18 protein-coding genes and 1 pseudogene are annotated in these 19,418 nt (G+C 64.3%); 7 read left to right on the top strand and 12 right to left on the bottom strand.

All coding sequences use genetic code 11. From position 1 onward, the window contains the following. Positions 1 to 63 precede the first annotated feature (63 nt). The 4 genes and pseudogenes from ABDJ85_RS20320 to ABDJ85_RS01095 form a co-directional block, all read right to left on the bottom strand. Positions 64 to 519 (bottom strand): annotated as a pseudogene (locus ABDJ85_RS20320) (TniQ family protein); the annotation flags it as partial. Then, positions 512 to 1,678, bottom strand: a complete 1,167-nt coding sequence (locus tag ABDJ85_RS01105; RefSeq protein WP_347702881.1) for an AAA family ATPase — start codon at positions 1,676 to 1,678, stop codon at positions 512 to 514. The pseudogene ABDJ85_RS20320 and the gene ABDJ85_RS01105, both read right to left, overlap by 8 nt. Beyond that, on the bottom strand, positions 1,678 to 4,437 hold the full coding sequence (locus ABDJ85_RS01100) for a Mu transposase C-terminal domain-containing protein (RefSeq protein ID WP_347702880.1): 2,760 nt from the start codon (positions 4,435 to 4,437) through the stop codon (positions 1,678 to 1,680). Before ABDJ85_RS01100 ends, ABDJ85_RS01105 begins: the two co-directional genes overlap by 1 nt. Before the next feature lie 309 nt (positions 4,438 to 4,746). After that, positions 4,747 to 5,145 (bottom strand): hypothetical protein, encoded by a 399-nt coding sequence (locus ABDJ85_RS01095; protein ID WP_347702879.1) that lies wholly within the window; start codon positions 5,143 to 5,145, stop codon positions 4,747 to 4,749. A 208-nt stretch (positions 5,146 to 5,353) separates the two neighbouring features. Here ABDJ85_RS01095 and ABDJ85_RS01090 point away from each other — a divergent pair, with 208 nt between their 5' ends. Next, positions 5,354 to 5,851 carry a hypothetical protein gene (locus ABDJ85_RS01090; RefSeq protein WP_347702878.1) on the top strand — a complete coding sequence of 166 codons (498 nt, stop codon included), beginning with the start codon at positions 5,354 to 5,356 and terminating at the stop codon, positions 5,849 to 5,851. 106 nt (positions 5,852 to 5,957) lie between these two features. On the opposite strand, the gene ABDJ85_RS01085 is transcribed toward ABDJ85_RS01090, so the two are convergent. The 8 genes from ABDJ85_RS01085 to ABDJ85_RS01050 all read right to left on the bottom strand — a co-directional run bounded on the left by ABDJ85_RS01085 (position 5,958) and on the right by ABDJ85_RS01050 (position 12,507). After that, a complete protein-coding gene (locus ABDJ85_RS01085) occupies positions 5,958 to 6,467 on the bottom strand; it encodes a PEP-CTERM sorting domain-containing protein (RefSeq protein WP_347702877.1) in 510 nt (169 codons plus the stop codon). Between the two features lie 23 nt (positions 6,468 to 6,490). Continuing rightward, positions 6,491 to 7,012 carry a ubiquitination-like system serine protease family protein gene (locus ABDJ85_RS01080; protein WP_347702876.1) on the bottom strand — a complete coding sequence of 174 codons (522 nt, stop codon included), beginning with the start codon at positions 7,010 to 7,012 and terminating at the stop codon, positions 6,491 to 6,493. Further along, on the bottom strand, positions 7,009 to 8,673 hold the full coding sequence (locus tag ABDJ85_RS01075; protein ID WP_347702875.1) for a phosphotransferase: 1,665 nt from the start codon (positions 8,671 to 8,673) through the stop codon (positions 7,009 to 7,011). The genes ABDJ85_RS01080 and ABDJ85_RS01075 overlap by 4 nt, the downstream gene beginning before the upstream one ends. A gap of 1 nt (position 8,674) precedes the next feature. Beyond that, the gene (locus ABDJ85_RS01070) at positions 8,675 to 10,012 is read right to left on the bottom strand and encodes a HesA/MoeB/ThiF family protein (RefSeq protein WP_347702874.1); all 1,338 of its coding nucleotides are present in this window, start codon (positions 10,010 to 10,012) and stop codon (positions 8,675 to 8,677) included. Next, on the bottom strand, positions 10,009 to 10,338 hold the full coding sequence (locus ABDJ85_RS01065) for an E2/UBC family protein (RefSeq protein ID WP_347702873.1): 330 nt from the start codon (positions 10,336 to 10,338) through the stop codon (positions 10,009 to 10,011). Before ABDJ85_RS01065 ends, ABDJ85_RS01070 begins: the two co-directional genes overlap by 4 nt. Positions 10,339 to 10,415: 77 nt before the next feature. Continuing rightward, positions 10,416 to 10,652, bottom strand: coding sequence for a multiubiquitin domain-containing protein (locus ABDJ85_RS01060; RefSeq protein ID WP_347702872.1), 237 nt, complete (start codon positions 10,650 to 10,652; stop codon positions 10,416 to 10,418). Beyond that, complete coding sequence (locus ABDJ85_RS01055) at positions 10,645 to 11,664, bottom strand: helix-turn-helix transcriptional regulator (RefSeq protein ID WP_347702871.1); 1,020 nt, start codon at positions 11,662 to 11,664, stop codon at positions 10,645 to 10,647. The genes ABDJ85_RS01060 and ABDJ85_RS01055 overlap by 8 nt, the downstream gene beginning before the upstream one ends. Positions 11,665 to 11,670: 6 nt before the next feature. Next, positions 11,671 to 12,507 (bottom strand): helix-turn-helix transcriptional regulator, encoded by an 837-nt coding sequence (locus ABDJ85_RS01050; RefSeq protein WP_347702870.1) that lies wholly within the window; start codon positions 12,505 to 12,507, stop codon positions 11,671 to 11,673. 157 nt (positions 12,508 to 12,664) lie between these two features. On the opposite strand from ABDJ85_RS01050, the gene ABDJ85_RS01045 reads away from it, so the two are divergent. Genes ABDJ85_RS01045 through ABDJ85_RS20315 form a run of 6 tightly spaced genes read left to right on the top strand, consistent with a single transcriptional unit; the run spans position 12,665 to position 19,292 of the window. Then, entirely contained in the window at positions 12,665 to 12,955 is a 291-nt protein-coding gene (locus tag ABDJ85_RS01045; RefSeq protein ID WP_347702869.1) for a hypothetical protein, read from the top strand. Positions 12,956 to 12,975: 20 nt separating this feature from the next. After that, positions 12,976 to 14,256 carry a hypothetical protein gene (locus ABDJ85_RS01040; RefSeq protein WP_347703813.1) on the top strand — a complete coding sequence of 427 codons (1,281 nt, stop codon included), beginning with the start codon at positions 12,976 to 12,978 and terminating at the stop codon, positions 14,254 to 14,256. Beyond that, positions 14,253 to 14,909 carry a chromosome partition protein MukE gene (locus ABDJ85_RS01035; protein WP_347702868.1) on the top strand — a complete coding sequence of 219 codons (657 nt, stop codon included), beginning with the start codon at positions 14,253 to 14,255 and terminating at the stop codon, positions 14,907 to 14,909. Before ABDJ85_RS01040 ends, ABDJ85_RS01035 begins: the two co-directional genes overlap by 4 nt. Further along, the gene (locus ABDJ85_RS01030; protein WP_347702867.1) at positions 14,890 to 17,928 is read left to right on the top strand and encodes a hypothetical protein; all 3,039 of its coding nucleotides are present in this window, start codon (positions 14,890 to 14,892) and stop codon (positions 17,926 to 17,928) included. Before ABDJ85_RS01035 ends, ABDJ85_RS01030 begins: the two co-directional genes overlap by 20 nt. Further along, positions 17,915 to 18,883 carry a DUF2399 domain-containing protein gene (locus ABDJ85_RS01025; protein ID WP_347702866.1) on the top strand — a complete coding sequence of 323 codons (969 nt, stop codon included), beginning with the start codon at positions 17,915 to 17,917 and terminating at the stop codon, positions 18,881 to 18,883. Before ABDJ85_RS01030 ends, ABDJ85_RS01025 begins: the two co-directional genes overlap by 14 nt. Further along, positions 18,831 to 19,292 carry an RNaseH domain-containing protein gene (locus tag ABDJ85_RS20315; protein ID WP_430765515.1) on the top strand — a complete coding sequence of 154 codons (462 nt, stop codon included), beginning with the start codon at positions 18,831 to 18,833 and terminating at the stop codon, positions 19,290 to 19,292. Before ABDJ85_RS01025 ends, ABDJ85_RS20315 begins: the two co-directional genes overlap by 53 nt. Positions 19,293 to 19,418: the final 126 nt, after the last annotated feature.

Below are 19,418 nucleotides of genomic sequence, written 5' to 3'. Positions count from 1 at the left end.
TGCCATTGCGTCGCCCTGAGCCGAACTAGCGCAGCTTGAACACGTCGACGCCAACGGGGTTCGATGCCTATGACATCGGCTGTGGATGTTTAGGCTCCAAAGCAATCGGTGGTACCTGGGACGTCCTTCCAAATCGTCTTCGCGCCAGCACTCGGTGCACCACACCGGCGCCCAACGAACATGATTGCGAATGGTGATGGTGTGATCGGCCCAGGGCATCCCGATCGCCCCAACCTTTGGCACCCCCGTCAGCCGAGCAAGGCGGACTGCAAAAAGCCCGGGCGTCCTCCCGCGGTAGAGATTGCGTCCAACGTTCAACTCGTATCGCTCCGCGTCGATCTGTGGCAGCGTGCGCACCAGCTCAATGAGATCGGCGGCGCTGACCCTGTGCACTGCCGCAAGACGGCCGACATAGCCCTGAAGTGACTCGCAGTCTGGCGTGCCGACCCCGAGCGGCTCCAGGCAAGACAGGCGCGCCCGAGGTGGGACCGGCTGGTGTGTCCTTCGAGCGTCAAGCATGACTGCCTCCGACGAACCCGCCTGGCACAGCGGGCACCGCATCCCGCGTCGGACTTCGCACACCAACCTCGCGACGTCGACCAGGGGCACTTGATGCTCCAGGCTTCGAGGTGCTTGTCGGTCGGTTGCTGGGTGCCGGCCCAAGCACCAAGGACAGGATGCGGCGATCCGTGTCTGGCGATGCCAGATCCTCACCGGTCTGGATGTCCTCCACGATGCGCTTGATGGCCAAGCCAGAGAGGCGCGTGTGTCGGAAGTCTTCGATCTGCAGATCGGCCCTGCCAGCCATCTTGGCCCGGGACATGGCCCGCGCGCACCAGTCTTTCAGGATGCCGACACAGCCCACCGCGCCCGAGTAGAAGAAGTCGAAGTTCTCGATGGGGTTGGGAACGATCTCTGCACCGCAGCGTTGCAGGAGCCCACTCACGCAACTTGCGAAGTTGTTCTTGTCGGTAGCATCGGACGCACCATAGCGCCCAAAGTGAACGACCTCCGTGCGCCGCGCCAACTGCGCCGAGACCTGCAGATGCACAAGGAGCTGGTAGGTGCCGATCAAGATCAGTTTGACGCCAGCGCTCTGAGCAATCGACTTCAGCACGTCGTACTGGTCCGCAGCACCGCCAGCACGGGCACCCATCAGGATGTGCTGTGCTTCGTCAATGAACCAGTACTTGACCCTACGTCGGCGCAGCTCTTCGACCAGCCGCAGCCGCAGCGTTGCGCCCGTCAAAGATTCACCGACGTTCTTGAACTGACGTTCGCGCGACTCTGGCGTCGGGCGGCGATCCATGGCCAATGGCTCGCCGACCGCGACCAGTGCGTCGTGGTAAAGCACCTTCCAGTCAAAGGCCCTATGGCCAGATGCGATCGCTACCGTCGAGATCACCGGCACCAGGTCGCGGTCTTCGAACATCGCATGCCGCTCGCGGGCCACCACATCGTCGAGGAGTCGATTGGCCAACGTCGACTTGCCGACGCCGGTCGGGCCAACGAGGCAGATCAGCTCGTAGCCCTCGCCGTGGTCGAGCAGGAACTTGAGCTTCTCGAGCGCAGCAGTCTGCTGAGCGTGCTTGATGATGGTCGCGCCAAAACTTCCGGGCGCATGCCGCGCCACGGAAGCCTTGGCCGCCACGACCGTAGGGTTGAGGCGGCCGTGCATCAGAAGAACTCCATCGGCTTGATCACGATGCCCTTGCCGATCGGCTTGGCGGGGCCGATTTGGTCATGCGCTTCGTCCGGCAAGGGGAAATCAGACCCGCCAGCGTCGTACGGCAGGCCCTCCTCGTCCCAGTCTTCCGGAAGAGCGCCCGCAGCGAGTAGGCGTTGGCGTTCTTCTGCGGCCTGGCGGCGTGCAACCAAAACGGTCTGCTGGTCGTACACCTTCTTGAGGAACTGAATCAGCGTGCTGTCCGTCAGACGCTCCTTCTCGACGTCAGACCGCTGTTTGCGCCACTCGGTGGTGAATGCCTGCAACTGCCGCTCGGTGAGCCCCCAGACCAGCTTGGCGTGCCGTGTGCAGGTCAGTCGAACCCACTCACCACTCACAAACGCATACGCCACGCCGAGGTTGCCCGGGTCATAGCGAACCTCCACATCTCTGCCCAAGTAGGCCTGAAAGCCCGGCGACGAGTAGTACAGGTAGTTGATCTTGACCCCGTCTCCCTGAACGCGAGCGGTGCCTTTGCGCGGTGAAGGGCACGTGGCGAGCACGAAATTGCGGTTGTAGGGGACGACATGGATTTCGCGATGACCCGAGAGGGTCCGGGAGCGTTCAAACGTTGTTCGAGGGCTGGCCAGGAGCTCGCGATGTTTAAGGTTGTCGTACACCTCGAAGAGGTATTCCTCGATCAGATCGCAAAGCTCCGAGAACGACCAGATGGCAAACCGATCCGGATCGACGGCCTTTGTCATCTGCCGAACGTTCTTGCGCAGTTGGGTATTGCCCTTGAGGAAGTGGATCAGGTTGGTGTTCAACGTGCCAATGAACCGTTCGACCTGCGCGCCGAACCGAGGCTTGCACGGAGGGCGGTACTGCAGGTTGACGTGATAGCGGCTGCAAAGTGCCTGCAGCCATAGCCCTTGGAACTCCTTGCCGCCGTCCAGCATGAGTGACTCAGGCAGTCGTCCCCACCTTCGAACGCAGTCGCGGATTACACCCATAACGGACCGATAGCTAGGAGGCTCGTAGCTCAAAAAACACGCTAAAACCCGCCTGCTATGGTGGTCCAGCATCAGCGTGGCCCAGACCCGCCCTGCGTTGTCGGTGCTACCTGGGAACATCGTCTCCAGGTCAACCAGCGTGTGGTCGATATGGGCGCGTTGCCAGATGCGGTCGGGCGCCATGGCGAGTGCGAGTTCGGTGGTTCCGACCCGCGCCTCCAGGTTGTAGGCCAGCTTGGCTCCGCCGCGGGCGTTAACCAGCTGATAGGCAGGCAGCCGTCTAACGAATCGAACGAACCACTTGTAGCTCGGCGTTGGGAGCGCCTTCTCCTTGCAAAGGTCGTGGAGGAAGCCCCAGGCCGTTTTGACCCGGACGTTGTCCGGGTTCAGCAGGTGCTTCTTAACGACATCCATTACCAAGTCGACAACTGCCTTGACGATTTTCGGCGTGCGGCTTCCTGACGCCGAGACGCGTGGGATCAGGCCCACGTAGCCGTTGCCGTGCAACCTTTGCGCATCCTTGTACTGGCTGAGATAGCGACGAACGGTACGCCCTTGTGGCGACGCGCGGCGGGACATTAGGAACGGGCGAATGACGTCCATGCGGCGGTTGGCCTCCTCAAGGTCCGTTCGTCTTGAACGGCGGATGACGGCGTCCACGTAGTTCTGGGACTTTGTGCTTGACGTGTCTCCGTCGGCGGCCATCAACTTTCCGCGGCGAGCCAAGTCATGAAGCACATCCAGCGGGAACTCCTCGCTGCGGCCGTTGCACTCCACCATGGCCTGCGAAGCGCCAACGCTGACGATGCGCCAGGGTTGCCCATCCCAGATGACAGATTGGCCGGGTGCAATGACGATCTCGGCTGGTGCGGAGTCGGCAGCGATCAGACCGCGCGGGGCATCAGCGTTCTGATCGCATGCGCGGTATGAGCGCAAGGTATCTTCATCGCGGTACAGGTAGCAATGCTCACCGTTTCGGATGGGAGCTGCCTGCCAGTCGATCACCACGTCGCCGCGGCCGATCGCGAGGTACAGGTGGTCGGCCGTGACGCTGTCAGGGGACTTCTCTAGGAGCGAGTCGATCGAGACCCGTGCCAGACAGTTGACGACTGTCATGACCTGCGCCAGGGCGGTGTCATAGCCAGGGATGTCGCGGGCGCAATCCAGGTAGCGCCCCAGGAACATCATGTTATTCAGCACGATTGGATTGAAGTGATGCTCCGTCCACAGCTCATGGCGCGCACCCAGCTCGCCGGCGGCAGCTTGGGCAGGCGGGCAGACCCAAAGGCCATCGAGAAATGCGTAGTACTCAGGATCGTTGCCGGCCCGCAGATCGACAACCTCTTGACGCTTGCATTCAATGATTTCAATGCCCGTTCGTCGAACGACCAGGAAGTCCGGCGTGTACAGATGGCCCCGCCGTCGCCCATGACGCCGGTAGGTGACTTTGCGTGCTGGCGGCTGATCAAGGAAGAAGAGCACGTCGTCGTCGTACTCCATCTCGATAATCGCAGGCAGCTCGAGCGTCGCGCTCTCGAAGCCGATGCTGACGCCCATTTTTCGGCTTTGGTATCGACCTGACATGCTCTTCGGCGTGCTGCGTACCCTTCGAGATGGCTCGTTGATCGCCTCTCTGATGTAGGTCCGCAGTTCCTGCGAGACGTTGAGCCGATCCAGGTGCGCCCAGAGCTGGGCCAGCAGGCCCGGTCGGTAATGGTGCGATTCGTCCTCAGGGTTCGTGGACTGATTGATGTTCATGATTGCCTTTCGTCTTTGCAAATTGCCCGTTACTGGGCGCTAATGCGCAAGGCGAGCGGCAGCACCGCACCCTCAGCTTGGTCTTGGCGCGTTGTCCGTGGACAACGGCCAGATCCAACTGATGGGGACTGGAGGGAACTGAGGCGCGAAATGCAGCCCCCCGAAGCCCATGAAAATGGACTTCGCTTGCATCAAGCAAGGTGGGGGTCTAGAGTCGAGGCAACCGGTAGGAACTGGTCGCAGACTCAAGGGCCCAAACGCGAGTGCAAATCGTGTTTGGGCCCTCTGCCTTTGTGGGCCGTTGTGGTGCTACTGCTGCGTCTTGCGCCCCTTTCTCTGGATCACATGCTGATCCAGGGAATCCAGGTAATCGATCAGGTCGCTGGTTCTGCAGAACAAGCCCTGTCGATGCGGAATGCGGATGACCTTGAGGTCGAGCTGGCCCCGCTCAACGCTGCGGTCGAAGGCTTCACCGGTCCGGAAGCCGAGTAGCTGCACGAGTTGTTCTCGCGTCAGCAGAGGGCCGTAGGCCTCGAACAGCTGTCGGCAGCCGATTTCTCGCGCCGACTTCTTCTCTGGGTTTGACAGCTCTTCGGTGCCAGCAATGGGTAGATCTTGCGTGTTCACGCCCACAGTCTGCTGTGCGGTTTCGGAGCGATCAAGCCCGAAATCTGCCTCTGGTCCCGACAACGATCGCTGGTCGTTCAAGCCCCGACTCGGCATAGATCGTTTCGCATCTATGCCTACTTACGCAGGCAACTTCGCATTGCCCTGCGGTCTAAAATGTTCTGCCAATAATTGGCAGACATGTCGTCGGCTTCATCGGGGCCCCACCTGTCCCAACAGCGGTTCGAAGTATTTTGGTTGCCTGTTGTTCGAGGGCGACAGGTCGCAACAGGTGCTCCCCAATCTCCGCATGTACCTGCTCCTTGCGCATCTTCAGATCGCCAGTCTGGCCGAGCGACGGATGGCGGAACTGGCCTCAGAGTTGCGCTACGTGCATGGAGGGCAGACAAAGGTGCTGACCGCGAATCAAGCCATCGCCCTGGGTCGGATGTTGAAGCGGACCCGGGACTCAAGAGATGTCCGTGCTTCGGCCCAAAGCATCCGAGAAATTGCCAGCAAGCTGGGATGGAGTCGAACCAACACACAGGCTTGCCTTGCACCGCTGATCAGAGACCAGCTACTGACTGAAGACGGTATCGAGCGGAAGGATGCGCGCGTGCCGCTCTACTGCCTATCGGCAGCGGGCATCGACGTGGCCGGTCGTGCAAGGATGGCGATTGCACGGTGTGATGCCGAGTTGAAGAAGCAGTTTCGGCAGATGGGGCTGGCGGCAGCTCCATCGCAGTTGGAAGGGGCGGCGGAAGGATTGGCGATGGTCTGGATGTTGAATGCGTCGCAAGGGGGCTGATAAGCAAGCGATGGCGGATGCGTGAACTCACTGGCGCTGGCACGAAGCGGCGCCAGTTCACTACCGTCGACAACGCGCTGGTCAGGTCGCGCCCGCGGCGAGCGCGTCAGGACGGCTGTGACGCCTGCAGTCGACGGACAACGCCCACGGCAAGGAGGCCACACAGAAGCAACGCCATGGCTCCTGGCTCAGGGACGGCACCGATCTCCGATATCGTCAGCGAGTACTGGGTAGTCTCCTGGTACACCGTCAACACGAAAGTGCCGAGCAAGAAAGTCGGTGCCGCCTCCGAACCCGAGTACAGCTGAGGACCATCCGTGGACAGCAGGCTGACGGCTGCGTTGAAGTCGTAGAGGCTCAGGCCGCCGCCGCGGGCGTCGTTGAAGAAAGTCAGGTCGGTGACCGCTGTGCTGGCGCCGGAGAAGGTGCCGGACACGTTCCACACGGTGAACGACTCGCCGGAGAAAAAGTCGCCGGGTGTCGGGGTGGCGCTCAGCTGCCAACTGGCGGTGTAGCCGCCGGTAAGCGTGAACTGGTAGCTTGGGGCCGCGTGGGCGGTCGCGCTGCCGAGCAATATGGCGGTCGTGGCCAGTGCCAGGGATCGGATTTTGTTCATGACACCCTCCTTCGGTTGTGAAACTAGAGCTTGCGGAAATGGCCTCGTGCCGAGCCTTTGCCCTCCGCCATGAGGCCGGCCGCCACCAGCCGGAAGCAGGCCTCCTGGACGTCCCACGGGATCTCGCCGAGCTGGTCGGCGACGTCGACGTAGGAGACCAATTCCCGAGGCGGCCAAGCAGCGAGCACACGCCGGGCCAAGTCGGTGAGGTCCAACGAGCGGCCTGGCGAGTTGTCGCTGGCGCCGCCGCCAAAGGTGACGATCTGGTCGCGCCAAATGATGAAGTGCGCCTCGCAGCCCGTGTCACGCCATACCGACGGGAACAGCGTCAGGCCCGTCGCGTTGCGGTAAAGGCGCCAGGCCTTGTCCGCGCGCCGGTCCAGGTTGACGGGGATCTCCTCGCCGCACCCGCAGGGACACTTGATGATGAGCCAGCGGGGCACGCCCCGCTCGATCAGTACAGCATCGCCCGGAGCCTGCAGCAAATCGCTCACGCCCCCGCGTGAGGTGACTTCGGCCTTCAGGTTGATCTTGCTGCGCTTCACGATGACTTCCCTTGTCTGGACGCCAGTCCGAGGATGATGCGTTCGCCGATCGTGTAGGCCAGGGTGCGCAGGGCTTCCCGAGCCGTATCGGGGTGTGTCGGCGGCTTGTCAAACGTCACCCGGTGCCTCTTTGGCACGTTAGCGGCGAAATCTTCCGAGTTGCAGGCCTTCTTCAGGAAGGCAGCGGCAAGCACCAGCGCGTATTGCAGGCGGACCAACTCCATCTGCCGGGCCTGCATGCGGATCTGGCGCACGCAGTCCATGAACCAGGCCGAGCGATCGGCGGGGTCGCAATGGTGGTCTTCCTTCTCGAACGCATCGATCTCGTACAGCGGCAAGATGGAATCCAGGATGCCCTTGGCGCTGCGCGGGTCCTTGACGAAGCCATCGACGAACAAGCCTGCCTCCAAGGACGCAGCGTCGAACAGCAGCGGCGCGTTGGCATTGACGCGCTCCAGGTCGATGATGACAGCGTCATGGCCGCGCACCAGCACGTTGGTCGCGTGTAGGTCGCCATGCACCATGCCCGTTAGGACCGGCGTGCTCGGCGGCAGCGCTTGGATGATCTGGCGCAGGTCGTCCAGCGATGTTCTGGCTTTGAAGGCCTTGCGGCGGTCCAGGCGATGTTTCGGGACCTCGCGGTCGGCCTCTTTGTCGTCTCTAAGCACCTGCAGTGCAAAGTTGGCCAGCGGCGGCTTCTCCGGCCCGGCGGCGCGCCGCCACGGCAGCAGCGTGACGTTGAACAGGTTGGCAATGGCCGCCACACCGCGGCCTTCGCGCGCACTTTCGCAGATCGTCTCCGCGCCCAACACGAAATCGCTGACGATCAGGCCGTGCTCGGCACCGAGCACGCAGCGCTCGCGGCGCAGGCGAGGGCCGAGGTGAAACGGCACGTTTTCGAGCAAGGTCGCACCGTACTTGTGGAACTCGCGGGCGACCTTGACGCGGCCGCCCAGCTTAACGAAAAACTTGTACGGCCACTTGCCGCCCAGCCCCGTGCCGAGGTAGGCGTAGCCTTCATAGGCGCCGACGCCAGACAGGCCATTGCCCTTGCCGAATAACGACACGCGCTCGCAGTTGTCGAACGCGCGCCGGATCAACATCTCGGTCTCATCGTTCAGCGGGACGACCTTGCCATCGACACCCGTGATCTCGATCTTCAGACTCCGGCTCGGCGCCGGACCAGCCTCGTTGTGCACGATGGTGTTGGCCACCTGGTCCCACGTCGCCTTCGGATCGACCAAGCGCACAAACGGCGCATAGACAAAGGGAAGGTCGTGGTCGATCCAGTCGCCGTGGAAGAACCTCTTCTCAGTGCCGTTGAAGCCCGATGGCGTCAGCTTCAGCTCGTTGAGTGCCTCCAGTAGTGCATCCTTCTTGAGACCGTCCTGCGCGTGGCGCACAAAGATACGCACGTCGTGGTTCAGCGCCAGCGCAAAGACCGATAGCTCGTCCTCGATGCGCCGGTAGGCCTTCGTGTCCTGCGTCATCACGATCGCGCAGGTCAGCTCAAAGCAGAACCGTTCGGCCAGGTGTTCAGGCTCCAGTCGGTAGGCCTCGTAGCCGCGGCGCTCCAGCGCCTGGACGGCCTCGTCGGGCATATCGCCCACGAATCCGACCTGGCGGCGCTTGGGACCTGGGCTGAACGCAGTGATGGCCATGTCAGTCCAATCGGGTAAACAGGCGACGGTGATCGCCCCAGGCCAGGGCGCCCTTGCGGGAGCAGATGAAGCAATCCGGATTCGGCGTGCCGCGCACGGAGCGCAGAGCGGGGGTGCGGGCGTTGTACATCAGCCGGGTGGCCTCCAGCGGCGCGCCCACCGCCACGCCCAGCAGCATCGTGACCGCAAGCGACACCACGGTGCCGTTGAGGGACACCACCGACGGAGCCGGTTCGCGGCTACCGACGATGTAGCGGTCGAGCTTGCGCTCTGACTCGCTCATCATGTCGCGCCGCACCTCGGCCGCGTTCAGCAGCTCGCTGCACCAGAGGCACGGCAGGCCGGGCGCGAGCAACTGCACCCGGCCATAGATGCCCTTGACCTCGCCATTGGCTTGAATGATCGTCGAGCCCATGTCGATGCAGGGGATCAAGTGCTGGTAGGCCACCTGCTGGATGACCGAGCGGCTGCCATGGGAGTCGGTGCAGCACATGATCAGGTCGGCGTCGACGAGGCGCCGGGCTACCGAGTCCACCACGACATCGCCTTCGACCACCTCCACCGACACCCGCTCGTCGAAGGCCTTCAGGTAGCGCGCGGCGACCTCGGCCTTGTTGGCGCCAAGATCTGCGCGCGTGGCGTTGACGACGCGGTTCAGGTTGGTCGTCTCGACGACGTCCGGGTCGATGAGGATGAAATTGCGGATGCCCAGGTGCACCAGCTGCTGCGCCATGATGGAGCCGGTGCCGCCCGTGCCCACGATGGCGGCGCAGAGCTGCTCCAACTGCTTTTGCCCCTGGGCGCCGAACGCACGTACTTGCCGATCAAAGGCCAGGTCGGTGGCCGAGTCGTCCGCGTCGGGGTCGAAAACCACGTGCCGCTTGCTCCCCAGCACGACCACGCGCAGTTCCTCCTCAGTTCCCAGCCGCCGGGCGCGCAGGCCACCTTCGCTCAGAACCAACGCGGCGTGCTCGCCCTGGATGCCCCGCATGACTAGGAAGTCCTTCAATGCCTTCTCGCCGCGGTCATCGACCAGGGAGAAGCGCGGCACGCCCGAATCGAGATGCGTGTGCACGAAGACCAGCGCCAACTTGTCCTTGGCAGCGCGCTTAGTCACTTTCGCCACGAACAACGGGCTCAACTGTGCCTCGATCGGCCCCTGAGTGGTGTAGTCGGTGGCGTCCGGGAACACCGCTTCTCGCACCAGCAGGCGCCGGCTGCCATCGCGGCGCTGGCTGTGGGTGGCGAACAGCACCGCGCAGCGCTCGATGTCCGCGCCCAGCAGCTGCTCGCGCAGCAGAGCCATGTCGGCCTCGGTGATGCTCAGCTCAGTCGTCATCGTGCCGGCCGCAGGCGGTCCATGATGCTGTGGAAGAAGCTCGTCAGCGAGTCCTTGTTGGGGTTCCAACTCTGCACGTGCCACGAGAACCAAGTGGCGCTGCGCGGCTGCGTGTCGCCAGGGATGGGGTTGGAGTCGTTCGTGTTTTGAGGCGTGTCTCCGTTGGCCAGGCGCAGGCCCGCTTCCTCGACCCAGAAGCAGTCCGGCATCGCGCTGGGGTAGCCGGGCGGGGCGACGAACAGCACATTGGCGTGCGTCCGGTTCCAGCCCGTCAGCGGGATTCCGACCACCCTGATCAGCTTGCCTCCGTTGGGCATGTCGGCCATCGTGACCTCCGTGCCCCAGTTCCTCTGACTGATCCGCTGTTTGAGTTCTTCGAGTTGCGCCTCATGCATGGGTCACCTCAGCCAAACGTTGCGGGGGGAACAGCGAAGAAGTGCTCCTTGCGAACGATCTGCACGGCCTCGCCATCGGAGATGGCGCGGTCCGGCGCGTCGCCCTCGGCCTCGAGGAAGAGCTGGTACTCGCCTGGGACGCTGGCGATGGTCTTGATCTCCAGGCCGGTCAAGCTGGGTTTGTCGGTCGAGTACTCCTTCCCGTCGACGTAGAAGTGGTGCGAAATGGGCTTGACGTCAGACATGCGAACTCTCCTTGTGAGCGATGGGGTGGGGGCCGGTTTCAGGTTGCTTCCTGGCGGCTGCGATCAATGCCTGCAGTTCAGGCGTGTCTTCGTATTCCAAGGGTTGCTCCAGCAGTGGGGCGGTGCCTGGCCGATCCAAGTGCAGTTGGCGCAGCACATAGAGCACCAGCGCCTTGCGGCAGTGAATGACCAGACGTCCCTTCTTCATGCCGTGGTCGATCTCGATGGCGCGCCGCTGGTCAGGGGTCAGGCCATCGCGCGGCCGGATCACGATGTCGACATGCTCGAACCACAGCGTGTCGTCGGCTGGCTTCACATCCGACGCTCGGACGCTGCTGATCGTCTGGATGCGCGATAGCACGAAGTCTCGGAACTCGCCGTCGGCATGACTCCAGGCGCGCGCGTGCCAGCGCAAGCCGTCGCTGCCCAGGGCGTGCGGGGCGATCCAGATGGCGCTCGCGCTCGGCCGGCGCATCGACTGGTAGGTAATCCGCACTTCCTGCCGGTCTCGGATGGACCACAGGATCTGCAGCAGGGTAGGCGTGCTGACGGCACGCGCCGGGTAGTGGATGACGTCGCTCGGCGGCAACCAGCCGATGAACGACGCAGCGCTCGACGCGGTGCCGGCGGCGACGTCCATCAACTGGCCCAGGTAGTGGCGCGCGTCGCTGGCCGGCGACAGCGGCTTAAAGCCCGGGGTGGCACGGTAGGCCTTGGCACTCTTGTCATAGGCCAGGTTGTCGGGTGCCAGCTCCGCATACCGCGCCAGGTCGGCAGAGGCCTGCTGCATCGAGATGCCGAAGTGCTCCGCCAGCTCGGCGCGATTCATCCTGCCGTCCCACCTCAGCCGGAAATCGATGAACTCCAGGCGCCGCTCGGGCCCCCAGCGCTCCGTCGTCTTCGCAGTGATGTCGTCAGTAGCCATATCTTGTTTCATCCAGTTTCTAGATCCATAAAGAAACTGGACGCATTGTAGGGCGCCGGCGACGGCGGTGCAACTGGTGCGCAGCACCGACCGCTAGGCGCCACCTCCGCCTTGGAACAGGTAGCGCTCGACCCGGGACGCATCTGCGACGGCCAACTGGTACTCCGGCGGTTGTTGGCGGGTGAGATCGACGGCTACGCGCAGGTCTTGCAACACGTACTCGACCAAACAACTTCTCAGCTTGAGAACGCGCGAGGGCTGGCTGGCCAGGTGCTCGAAAGCGATGAGCCGGGCCTGGGGCGGCGTCAAGGCGGGATGGGCGATCAGCTCGATCTCCACCTCGGTGTTCCAGCCGCGGTCTGTCGAAGGCGGACGGGGCGGCGCCTCAGGCGCCAAGGCGGCGGTCTCCACACGCGTGATTGCAAAGTCCCGAAACTCCTCGCGCTCGAAGCACCAAGCGCGCGCGTGCCAGCGGCGGCCGGCCCGCACGAGGGCGTGCGGGTAGATGAGACGCACCCGGCCATCCGGAGTTGTCATCGAGCGGTACCGCATCTTGACCGCGGCCTGGCTGACGCACGCACGGACCAGCACCGAGAACACGGCCGGGTCGGGCAGCGTCAGCTCCAGCCGTGTGTCCTCGACGGCGGCCCGGATTGGCGAGCCCGCATCGAGTTGTGCCATGTACTCCTCCAGCGTGCCAGACGCGTGCGCTGGTCGGAACCGCGGCGTCGCTACGTAGGCCGCCAGGGCGGACTCGCGCTGCAGGCCGTGGGGATGCGCGTCGCTGAATTCGCGGAGCAACCGGCTGGCTTGCACGTTCTGGATGCCGAACAGGTCGCGCACACGCGTGTTGTCGATCTGTCCCTCCCAGAGCAGGACGGATTCCAGCCGTTGAAACCGAGCCTCAAGCCGATTCAGGGTGTTCGCCAACGCGCTTGCCTTCCGTCATCCTGTCATTATCATTGACGATAACCTCTGTTCGAAATCTGGGCTAAAAATCCCGCATGCAATCCCATTGGAGTCCTGTTTGGGCGCACCAATACGGGAAAGTAAACTTTATGATACTAGTATCAACAAACTTACTCTCATGCAGAGCGAGCTTCCAACCTTGCTGTTGACGCCGCTGTGCGTGTCGATTCTGACGCGCGGTGAGCTGCCCGCAAGCCAGCACCGGCTGCTCTGGTTGCTGGCGGCGCAACTGCGGGGTGGGGTGGCGGTGGTGTCGCTGACCGAGCTGGCTGAACGAGCGGGTCTGAGCCGGCTGACGGCGGTCCGGTCGGTGCATGCACTGCTGCGGCTGGGCCTTTTGGTGCGAGGAGCCCGTGTCGGCACCTCGTACCAGTACAAGTTGAACCCGGCCTATCTCAAGGTGCTGTAGCGATGGAGGCACCAGCCGTGATGCAGATCGCTCACGAACTGCTGGTGCAGCAGCGTTCGCTGCAGCTCGAAGCGCGCGATCTGGCGCTGCTGCTGATGGTCCATGATGCGCTGGAACGGCGCGCCGGCGCGTTCTGCCTGACAGTGCGCGATCTGTTGACCTTGTCGACCCGGCTGGACCGGCTGGAGGCGCTGGACACCGCGAAGGCCCGCATGCGGCTGACCGGTTCGCTCAGCCGTCTCGTCGACGGCGATTGCCTGATGCGCGTTGACCTGCACCAGGTCGGGCATCCCGACGAGGCGCAGTACCAGCTCACCACCGTTGGCCTGGCGTGGGTCGCCTGGGAGTTGGACCGCGCCCGCTTCACCGGGGCGCCTCTCGTCGCGCTGCTGCGTGCCTTCAACACGCAGATCGAAGCGATGGTGGAGAAGCTGCCGGGGGTGATCGAACTGGTGGCCTGGCAGGCCCAGGTCGAGTTGCCGCTGCGCAGCGTGGTGGGAGAGCTGCTGCACGGCATCCATCGGCACCAGGTCAGCCTGGATCGCCAGCATGCGAAGTTGCGAGACGAGATTCCCGGACTGCTGTCGGACGGCAGTGACGACGCGCTGGTGCGGTGCGAGGCACAGCTGCGCGAGGTGCAGACGACCATCCGTGACCTCCACGATGCCAGCACCGCCTACGGCACGACCGGCCTGAGCTTGCTCGGGGAACTGCGTCGGCATGAGACGAGCCTGGCTGGCGAGTTGTACGCCTGTGCGGAGGTCGAGCGGCGGCTACTCTCGGTGCTCGAATGGGCCGCGCAGCGCAGCCGGGATTGGACGCTGCACTACCAGTCGGTGCACCAGTTGATCCGCACCGTCATCCGGGTCGACCGCGAACGGCGCGTCACGGCGCACCTCAAACGCGCTATCACCGTGGCACCGACCTGGACGCTGGCGGTGCCCGACGCCCCGAAGTGCTACCGGCTCAGGAATGAGGCCGACGACGTTGGCCGCCGCACGAAGCAGTTGCGCCGGGAGAGGACGGACTACAGCCCGCTGGAATACGTCCGGCAGGTCGACGAGTTCCCTCGGATCCTGCTGGAGCTGGCCAACGAGCACCTGGCTCGCGGGCAGGTCCGTTGGAGCGAAGTTCTGCGCGAGGCGATGCAGCGAGCAGGCCGCGAGTCGATTGACGTGTTGCGGTACCTGCCGCGGCTGATGGCTTTCCTGGTCTCGCACGGTGCGCTGGATCCGACGCAGCGGGCACCGGTGTCGTTTGACCATTTCGTGCTGGAGGAACTCAGGGTGATACAGCGATGAACACGATCGATCCTCGGTTTGCAGCGGTCGATGTCCTGCTGCGCAGCGGCGGGCAGGTTAATCGATCGGACTTCGCCGACTACGAGTACCTCAGCACCCAACTGGACGAGTTGCAGCGGTTCTACGCCGGCTATCAGGCGACGCTGGTGCAGCACCCGGACGGCTTCTTTTTCCTGCAGGCGCAGGATGGCCTGATTCCGACTCGACGCCTACCACGCAGCACCATGCACATGGGACAGTTCGTGTGCAGCAAGTGCCGCGACCCGGAGATCACGCGCACGTCAGGCGTGCTGTCGGTGCGGCAGATCGTGCAGGAACTGGAGTCCGCGCTCACGAAGACCGAGCTGCTGCGCATCTACGCCCCGCGGCACGGCCGCACGGTGGCGCCGGCGCGGGCCCATGAGCAGATGCAGAAGTCCTTGCGGGAACTCGCCCGGTTGCGGTTCGTGCGTATCAAGGGCGACGCGCTGACGCCGGCGGAGTCTATCCATCGATTTGCCGAGCTGGCCCGGCATGGCAACGAGCCCGACGAACTCGGCGCGCTGTCGCTGCAGGGCCGCGGGGTGGTGCTGGATCCCGATGAACTGGACGAGGCCGGCGAGGAAGCGGGCGACGGCGAGGGGGAGGGCGACGATGAAGCCGAGGCTGAATAAGTTCGCGCTGGTCTGTTGGCGCGGCATCGACTATGAAGAGGTGGCCTTCGAGAACGAGGTGTTTGCCGGTCTGACCGGGCCCAGCGGCGCGGGCAAGACGACGGCCGCGTTATGCCTGGCCTATGCGCTGCTGCCGGATCGCAAGTCGTTGCGCCTGCGGCCGCTGTCCAGTGTCAACGACCCGTCCCAGGCAGAGGTGGACCAACTGGCCGTGCGCATCAACCGCGAGTACGGCTTTGCGTATGTGGCGCTGGACGTCCGCAGCCGCGACGGATCCCGCATCGTCGCCGGCATCCATGTGGCATCGGCCGACTCTGGCGCGGTGCTGACCGGCTGGCACCTGATGAACGCCAGCGAAGACACCCCGCTGCAGGATTACCTGCGCCTGGTCGACGGCGACGATGAAACATTCGTGGATCTGCACGACCTGCGCGCCGGGTTGGCCCGCCAGGGCGTGGACTTGAGAATCTGCAAGTCCGTGTCGGAATACGGTGAGTTCCTCTATGACGTAGGCATCCTGCCTGCGCCGCTATCCGATCTATCAGACCGAGCGCTGTACGCCCGCTTGATCGAGTCGACGTTCCGCGGCGGCCTGTCGGCGGAGGTCTCCACCCGGCTGAAGGATTACCTGCTGCCCGAGGCGTCGCGTGTGCCGGAAGCGCTGAGTCGATTGCAGCAATGCGCAGCCCAGCTCAGCCGCACCAAGCGCACATTGGCGGACGCACGGCGCCATCTGTCCTTGCTGAAGACCGTCTTCGACACGGGTAAGCAACTCGTGTGCGCGGCGATCTGGGGCGTGCAACAGCAGCGTGACACAGTGCAGGAACGCCAGGCGATCCTGCGGCACAGCGAGGCGTCCTGCATCACGACCATCGAAGGCGCGGGCCCCATCCTTGCCGAGTTGTCGAACATCGAGGCGTTGGTGCGAGACCAACAGCAGCAGTTGAAGTTGGAGCGCCAGGGCCGCATGGCGTCCGCGCAGCTCTCCGTGACGTTGGCGCAGGATCTGGTGACGTCGACCCAGGAGGTCGCTCGCAGCGCCGGTGAGGCCCTAGCCTCGTTCGATGCCGGCGAGACGCTATGGAGGACGCTCTGCGCAGGGCGCGAGGTCGCGGACTACGACGCGTTGCATTCGGCCATCGACGAGGACCGGCAGGCCCAGGCAGCCGCCGCCGCCGGGTGTCGCGCCACGCTGGCCCAACTGGATCGGGACATCGCGGCCTTGCAGGGTAGTACTTTCTCGCGCTCGGGCCTGCTAGCGGAGCAGCTGGGCGGCACGTCGTTGGTCGAGGCGGCGGCGTTGCTCACTATCGAGGACAGCCGGGCGGTCGAGATGTCGCTGACCACGTTGACCGAGGGAGTGCTCGGGGCCTCGCCGGAGGCCTTCCTGGAGACCCTGGCCGCGCTGCCGGACGATCCCGCACTGCCCGACAGCTTCTGGCTACGGCGCGAGCTGCCGCAAGCGCCGGACTTGCGCCGTGCGGGCGCTTGGCACGTGCTGCGGACGCCCCAGGGCTATGTCGTCTCCTCCGATCGCCGTCACGCCACGCTCGGCGAGAAGGCTCGCAAGGCCCGGTGCGCACAGCTCGAAGCGGCGAAGGCGTCCCCCGAGCAGCAGCTGCGCCAAGCCCTCGCGCGAGATGCCGAACTCGCCGCGCAGGCCCGGACGGCTGCCGAGAACGTCGGGCGCATTCGACTGTTCCTTGCCCACGCTCTTCGGCGGGTCAGCCTGGAGGAAGCGCATCAGGTGGCGATGACACGCTTGGCCGACGCCAAGAACGCTGCCAGCGAAGCGGTGAAAGCGCTGGACGCGCTGTCGAGCCAGTTCGAGGGCAGGGCCGCTCAGCATCTGGAGCGCCTTGGCGAGGTGGACGTTCAACGACGCGAAGCCCTGCGGCGCCGCGATGACGCCCAAGCGCTGCTCACTGGGGTCCAGGCTGAACTCGCCGAGCTGGACCAACTGCAGCAAACGCTGCTCACGCTAACGGATGGCGTGCAGCAGGCCCTGGACGCGACCTACGCCGGGCTGATGCAGGCGGCCCAGCTGCAAGATTGGGGAGACCCGACCAGCGCGCGGTTTGGCGCCGAACAGACCAGGCGCCTAGGCGATCTGGTCACACTGCTGCGCCAGGAAAGCGAGCCCATCGCGGAGGTCGTGGTAGCCGTCTCGGCCGACGACGCAGTGGGTTGCGCTGCCTTGTGGCCAGTGCTGGTTCGCATGCTCCGGGACCGGTTGCCGATTGAGGTGGCGGACGAACCCGACGAATCGCTGCTGGACGAGATGCAGCGCACCCGTGCGGACCTGGAACAGCAGCTGCGGGAGCACGAGGACGAATTGCGCATGGAGGCTTCGGTCCTGCCGCGGTCGGTGCTCGTGGATGTGCGGCGGCAGATGAGCCGCATTGAGGACCTGAACAAGCTGGCAGCAAGCGTCGTGTTCGGCAACGTCATCGGGCTGCAGTTCAAGGCGGCCCCCAAGCCCGACTTGATGGCAGCGTTGGAGGGCGTTTCGGCCCAGCTGTCGTTGCTTGTGACCGAGAACGAGGTACCGGTGCATATGTTGCTCGAGCGGCTCTTCAAGGAGGTCTACGACGCCTCCTACGACGGCTCGGCACTGATGGACTACCGCACCTACATGGACGTGCGGCTGGTCGTGCTGCGCAAGGGAGCCAAGGATTGGGAACTGGCCAGCAACCTGTCCGGCGGCGAAGCCATCGGCGGTGGCCTGGCGGCGACCTTGATGCTGGCTCGGTCGCTGCACCACGCTGGGCCGGTACCGGCCAGCCAGTTCACGCCAGTTTTTATTGCCGACGAGGTTCAGCGCCTGGGTGTGGAGGGCCACAAGGTGGTCGTGGATCTGTGCCGCCGCGAAGGCTTTCAGATGCTCGTCACCGCCATCGAGCTGGAGCCGGCCTATCCCTGTGTGCTGTACGCGCTGCATCGCGAATATGAGCCGCGCGAGCGGGTGGTGATGCGCCGTGCCCTGGTCCATCCGCGAGAAGGCCATGCAGACGCTTGAAGTCGCGCTGCTGATGCGGCTGATGGACAAGGGGCTGGCCAAGGAAGGGCGGCGCAACACGTCGCTGATTCAGCGCTATCGCTCGGCAGGGTGGTTGGAGCCCACGACCCGGCGGGACGAATGGGCCGTGCGGTTGCCGGCGCGCGAGGCGCTGCTGGCGCGGCTGGCCGCGCTGCTGCCCAGTTGGGCCGCCGATGCGGCACTGCTGCGCCAGCTGGGGCTGGACCCGTATGACGCGGCGGACGTGGCCTGTCTGCCGAGGCTGCGCTCGCAGCGGACGGCGTTTGCCTTCCTCAACCGCAGGAACTGGATGGCGGCCACGGGCCTGGGGCCCAAGCATGCCGCCAGGCTGCCGGCGCCGGGGCAACTGACGAAGGACTGGGTGATGCGGCTGCGGGCAAGTGTGGACCTGCAACTCGCGTGGCCGGATCGGATCCATCCTCTGCAGGCCTTGACGGAGGAGGAAGGGGAAGCGTTGGTGACCGAGCGACAGTGGCGCCGGCGCACGGGCTGGGCGCAGTCAGGCCACGGGCCTCAGCATGTAACGGTAGTGTCCTTGGAGAACCGCGGCGCCTACATCGACACCCCGCTGGTCCCGGGCTGCGTCTACGTCGAGTCGCCAGGCTGGAACGTCGAGACGACCATCGAACTGCTGAAATCGTTGGAAGGTTGCCGGTGGCTTCATTTCGGCGACCTGGATGTCGAGGGCCTGGCGATTGCGACCCACATCGCCGATGCGACGTGGCGGCCGTTACGCTTTTACGTGCCGTCGTTTGCGCAGGAGTACATGGACGTGCCCCAAGGAAGCAGATTGACGTGGCCGGCGCACGCGAGCGGCATTCCGGGCCTAGCGCCGTTCGTGGCTGCGCGGTTGGGCGTGTCGCAGGAGGCGTTCGTCATAGATCCCCGCCTCGCGCGAGACCTGGAAGCATTCGTCAACGCGGACCGGCCGTAACGCGGTCCAGACGCCGGCGAAGCGGGGCAACAACTATGGTCCGGTCGGTTCCCCAACGGACTACTGGAACGGAACGGCTCAATCGGGAAGCGTGACCGTCGAGGTCAAAAGTACCAATCCGCCAGCTGGCTACAACGCGCAGACAACCATCTTCTTCACTCGCATCTGCTCAGAGACGTATTTGGGCCCTTCCGCTGTGGCCCCAGCTCAACCCGACACACACCATGCAACGCCGCAAGCTGTCGAGATCGTCGTGCTTCAGGCGCAGCCAAGTGAAAACGCCAATCAGCTGGCGACATTTGCGCACAGGCTGAGAGGCGGCATGCTCACTACCCGCAATGACCGATGGGTGTCATCGCCGACGCCACTACGCATCACGGACAAGCTAGGGCCGTACATGCTCGCGTGAGGTTGACTGCATGCGTCAGCGCAAACGCATGAACTTCACGTTGTCGACTCGCTTCTTGCCTGACTGGCTTTCGACATCGCGGGGTGCGATCTTGACATCTCCGCCGTTTTTATATCGGAACGTCCT

Source organism: Roseateles paludis, from assembly GCF_039872745.1.
GTDB lineage: Bacteria > Pseudomonadota > Gammaproteobacteria > Burkholderiales > Burkholderiaceae_C > Pelomonas > Pelomonas paludis.
Note: the sequence above shows the minus strand (reverse complement) of the source record. Positions and strands in the feature narration are given on the sequence as shown.